The organism is Mycobacterium sp. (assembly GCF_040509115.1).
Classification (GTDB): Bacteria; Actinomycetota; Actinomycetes; order Mycobacteriales; family Mycobacteriaceae; genus Mycobacterium.
Map to the genome: position 1 here is coordinate 1 of NZ_JBEVLO010000355.1, position 4526 is coordinate 4526.

The following is a 4526-nucleotide window of genomic DNA, read 5'->3' on the forward strand; positions in this document are numbered from 1 at the left end:
CACCTGCCGCCTGTTCAATGTGGCCACGTGGTATCGCTCACCGGCCTCACCTCCCCGCAGCCGAGCCTATGCCTCGAGCGGTGGGGTGTCCACGTTTTCCTTCGCCAGCCATCGTCAATTACAGCTAACAAGCGCCATGGGACGCAGGCGTAGCCGCCACCAGCGCTGGAATCTGACTCATTGCAAACGCGCGGTCGCTTCCGAAGCGAGCGTTCCGTTATGCCAAACGGCTCTATCCGTTGTCGGGTGAGCCTATTATCGAACCAGCATCGCGACCGCGACCGCACCGCAAGCAGGCTTGGAAATCCCCAGATCAGCACACCGAATCATCGAGCGGGCACGGGGACTTCGGGTCAGGACCCGTGGGCCACGTCCGCGAAGGAGCAATGGGATGAACGTCTTCCGCAAGCTCGGCACCGCTGTCTCCGCACGGGCTCGCGCGCGTCGCGCGGCGAGGTTCAGGGAGTCCTTCTCGCTATCGTCCCCGACGCGCATCCTCGACCTCGGATCGGAGACGGGGGCAAACATTCACGCCGTGCTCGAAGGCACCCACGTGCGGCCGGAGAACGTCCACATCGCCGACATCGACCACGAAGCCATCGAGCTGGGACGCCAGCGCTACGGCTTCGTACCCGTGCCCATCGACGAGTCCGGCCGCCTACCCTTCCCCGACCGCTACTCCGACATCGTGTACTGCTCGTCGGTGATCGAGCACGTGACCGTGCCGAAGGCTCGCGTCTGGGAACTACGCAGCGGCGTGCAATTCCGACGGGAAGCGCGAGAAAGCCAGCGCGCCTTCGCCGCTGAAGTGCGCAGATTGGGCCGACAGTACTTCGTCCAAACTCCATACCGGCACTTCCCGGTCGAGAGCCACAGCTGGCTGCCCTTCGTGGCATGGTTGCCGCGGCGCGCGCTGGTGCCGCTGCTCGGATTGACCAATCGCTTCTGGGTCAAGCACACCAGCCCCGACTGGTATCTGCTCGATCGCGCCGAAATGGCAAGCCTTTTCGGCGACGCCCGCATCGTGAGCGAGCGTCTCTTCCTGATGACGAAGTCGCTGATGGCCGTGCGGTCGGGCCTCGACGGACGTTCTGCGGCGTAGAACCCGGTGCGGTGAGCTCAAGCAGGTGCCGCCCTGCTCTCGGAGCCAATTACCCTGACATAGTCAGGCTTTGAACGTGATGCTGGCAGGCTCGACGCCGTCGAGGAAGATCCGCGCCCAGACGTCGAGGGTCAGCACACTCCAGAGCTCCTTGCCGAAGTCATAGCGACCGGCCCGGTGCAGTGCGAGTGCCCGGCGGACTCGCTCAGGGTCCACCATGGGGTCGGGCCGCGCTTCTGGTCCCAAGATCGTGCGCTCCAACGCATCGCCAAGCGTGCCGCGAAACCACGATCCCACCGGTACGGCGAACCCAACCTTCTTGCGTGACAGGAGCGAAGCGGGGAGGCGCCGACGAGCGACCTCGCGGATCACGATCTTCGTGTGACGCGGTGAGGCCTTGAGGTTCCCAGGTAACCGGGCCGCATACTCGGCCAGATCGTGGTCCAGGAGCGGCATCCGCCCCTCGATCGACGCGGCCATCGTCATCTTGTCGCCGCGTACCAGCAGGTTGTCGACCAGATACGTCTCGACGTCCAGCGCAAGCATCCGGTCGAGGGGGTCGAGGCCGCCGTCGAGGTCGGCGTCGATGTCGGCGAGCGCCGAATCGAGCGGCCGCACGCCGTTGGTCGACAACCCCGCCAGGCGGTCGGCACCGAACCAGGCCGGCCAGCGCTCGCCCCGGTCCGCTGTCGCCAGGGCGCCGACGGCCATTCGAGCCCGTCGCGGCAGCCGATGCCAGCCCGCCATGGCGTGCAGCCGGTGCTCACCGACCAGGGCACGCGCGGGTCGCCCCGCACGGTCCAGGAGAGCGTCGACACGGTATTTCGGGTATCCGCCGAACAACTCATCGCCCCCCTCTCCCGACAGGACCACCGTGACGTGCTCGCTCGCCATCCGCGACAGCGCCAGCAGAGGGATCTCCGATGGCTCGGCCAGCGGTTCGTCGCGGTGCCAGACCGCCGCGGGCATCAGCCGGAGGAACTCGTCAGGTCCAAGTCGGGTCTCGTGATGGCGCGTGCCAAAGGCTTGCGCCGTTGAACGGGCGGCCGGTAGCTCGTCGCTCGTCCAACCCTCGTCGAAACCGATTGAGAAGGTGCGTACGGGCTCGTCCATCAGTTCCGACATGAATGACAGGACCGTGCTCGAGTCGAGACCACCAGACAGGAAGCAGCCCAGCGGCACGTCGCTGACGAGCCGCCGTTCGACCGCGGTCCTCATGAGGTCCTCGACCTCCGCGGCGGCGTCGGTGAGCGTGATCGCCGGCTTCGGGTCGTACCGCAGCCGCCACCAACGCTGGACGTCGAATTCATCGTCGCTGATGACCATCTTGTGGCCGGGGGGGAGCTGACTCACTGACCGAAAGAGCGTCCGGGGCGCCGGGACATAGCGCAGCGCAAGGTAATCCTGCAGAGCGGCGTCGTCGAGATCAGCGGACACACCTGCGGCCAAGAGAGCCTTGATCTCGGAACCGAACACGACTTCGCCACCACGTCGTGAGTAGTACAGGGGCTTCTTGCCGAACCGGTCCCTGGCGACGAGCAGTCGGCGGCGGCCCTCGTCCCATAGCGCAATGGCGAACATGCCAGCGAGGCGGTGGAGCATGTCGTCGCCCCATTGCTCGTAGCCGTGGACGAGAACCTCCGTGTCACAACGGGTGGCGAAGCGGTGGCCCCGATGCTCGAGTTCGTCACGCAGCTCGCGGAAGTTGTAGATCTCGCCGTTGAAGACGACTGCGACCGAACCGTCCTCGTTGAAGATCGGCTGGTCGCCGCCGGCCAGGTCGATGATGGCCAGGCGGCGCATCCCGAGGGCGAGGCCCGGCCTGTCGAATCGCCCATCGCCGTCCGGGCCACGGTGGACGATGGCATCGAGCATGCGGTCGATACGTCCCTGAGCAGGCGTAGCACCGACGCCGCTCCAAATGCCGCAGATGCCACACATCAGAAGGCCACGCGTCTTCCCCGACGTTCGCGGCCACGCCGCGGGCGCGAGGCGCGGCTAGCAGCGACGATGGAGCCCCATGCGCGGCCGATCCATGTCATGGCTCAACTCTCGCGAGGCACGGAAAGCTCCGCGCGGCTAAGGATTCGGTCACGATGCAGGGCTTATCGCATGGCGTCGCTGTGCATCGGCCACGAATGCGGCGAACGTCGGGGCGTACTCGGGCAGGAGCATGGTGTCCTTGTCGCAATCGTCGGGCCCGACGAACACCGTGCTGCTCGCGACGTGCCGGCTCCATCGCAACGGATGGGCCCACGAACGCTTCGACGACTCGCAGGCGATCATGAAGTCGACGTGGCTACGCAACGGCGCCGGCGAATACGCGCGGACCGCGGCCATGGTCGCCCTCTCGACGCCGTCGCGTCGAATCAGCGCGGGATCGACGACCTCTTCTTGGGGCAGCGCCCTGCGGGCGCGTTCGGCAACATAACGCGCACGCTCGGCGGCGGACATCGTGCGCATCGCGCGAGCACTTGTCACGAATCGGCTTGTGTAGTCCCGGGTCTGAGCTACCTTCCAGTTCAACGGGCGACGGTACGAGCTGTAGTATGGTGCGCCGAACAGAATGAGGTTCGTGACATCGGCGCCGGAGTCCAACAGCTCGCGCGCAAGCTCGAATGCGATCGTGCCGCCGGCGCAGAATCCGGCGATCGTGATGGGCCCGACGGGGCGGAACGAGCGGATCTGCTCCGCGAAATGGCGCGCCATGTCTTCGACGCGCGTCAGCGGTTCGCCATCCTCGTCGATTCCGGGCGGCTGCAGGCCGAAGAAGGGCTGATCCGGACCGAGATGCAGCGCGAGTGCGCGATAAGCGAATACGTCGCCGTTGTGCCCGCCCAAGGCGAAGATCGGGGTTCGCGTTCCGCCCGTTTCGAGCGGCACGATCGCGCGCTGTTGCTCGGTGAGCTGCATCGCCTCGCGCAGGAACGCGACGCACTCGCCGCGATCGACCGGACGGTACGTTCGCTCACCGTCGGACGGGGCGGCCACCGCGAGGGTCTGCTGATCGGCCTGCGTCGGAATTGCTGGGACACGAGCTGCCGCCACCCCGGGCCGAACGCCGAGCATCTCGAGCTGCCGCGAGATGAGCGCGAGCTGCTGCGTGATGCTTGCGAGCGAGCCGGCGTCGAGATGTTGTGCAGCGTTTGGTATCTCGGCGAGGTACTGCTCGGTGGGGGCCGGTGCCGTAGCCGGCACCACGTCGTCGGGCAGGGTCGGCAGGATTCGCTCGACCAACAGGTTCAACGTCGGGACGTCGTCGAGCAGCGTGCGCAGGGTGATCTCGGTCGCGAACTCCTTCTGCAGTGCGCTGGCCGCCTGCGTCAAGAACAGCGAGTCGAAGCCGATGTCGACGAAGGTGGTATCGGGGGTGAGAATCGCTGGATCGACGCCGGAGAGATCGGCGAACACCGTTTGCAGGCGC

Annotated in this window: 3 protein-coding genes; 1 reads left to right on the forward strand and 2 read right to left on the reverse strand. The window is 66.4% G+C overall.

The genetic code is table 11. The features are described from left to right. Window positions 1-391: 391 nt before the first annotated feature. Window positions 392-1102: a methyltransferase domain-containing protein gene (locus tag ABW137_RS24895; RefSeq protein ID WP_526404132.1), complete on the forward strand. Its 711-nt coding sequence runs from the start codon at window positions 392-394 to the stop codon at window positions 1100-1102. A gap of 63 nt (window positions 1103-1165) precedes the next feature. Here ABW137_RS24895 and asnB read toward each other — a convergent pair whose 3' ends face one another. After that, window positions 1166-3043: an asparagine synthase (glutamine-hydrolyzing) gene (asnB, locus tag ABW137_RS24900; RefSeq protein WP_526404133.1), complete on the reverse strand. Its 1878-nt coding sequence runs from the start codon at window positions 3041-3043 to the stop codon at window positions 1166-1168. Window positions 3044-3193: 150 nt separating this feature from the next. Next, the coding region (locus tag ABW137_RS24905) for a thioesterase domain-containing protein (RefSeq protein WP_526404134.1) at window positions 3194-4526 on the reverse strand (1333 nt) is incomplete at its 5' end.

Bases quoted from the DNA above. Each gene is read 5' to 3' on its own strand.
- ABW137_RS24895 (WP_526404132.1), top strand. From the start codon at position 392: ATGAACGTCTTCCGCAAGCTCGGCACCGCTGTCTCCGCACGGGCTCGC.
- asnB (WP_526404133.1), bottom strand. From the start codon at position 3,043: ATGTGTGGCATCTGCGGCATTTGGAGCGGCGTCGGTGCTACGCCTGCT.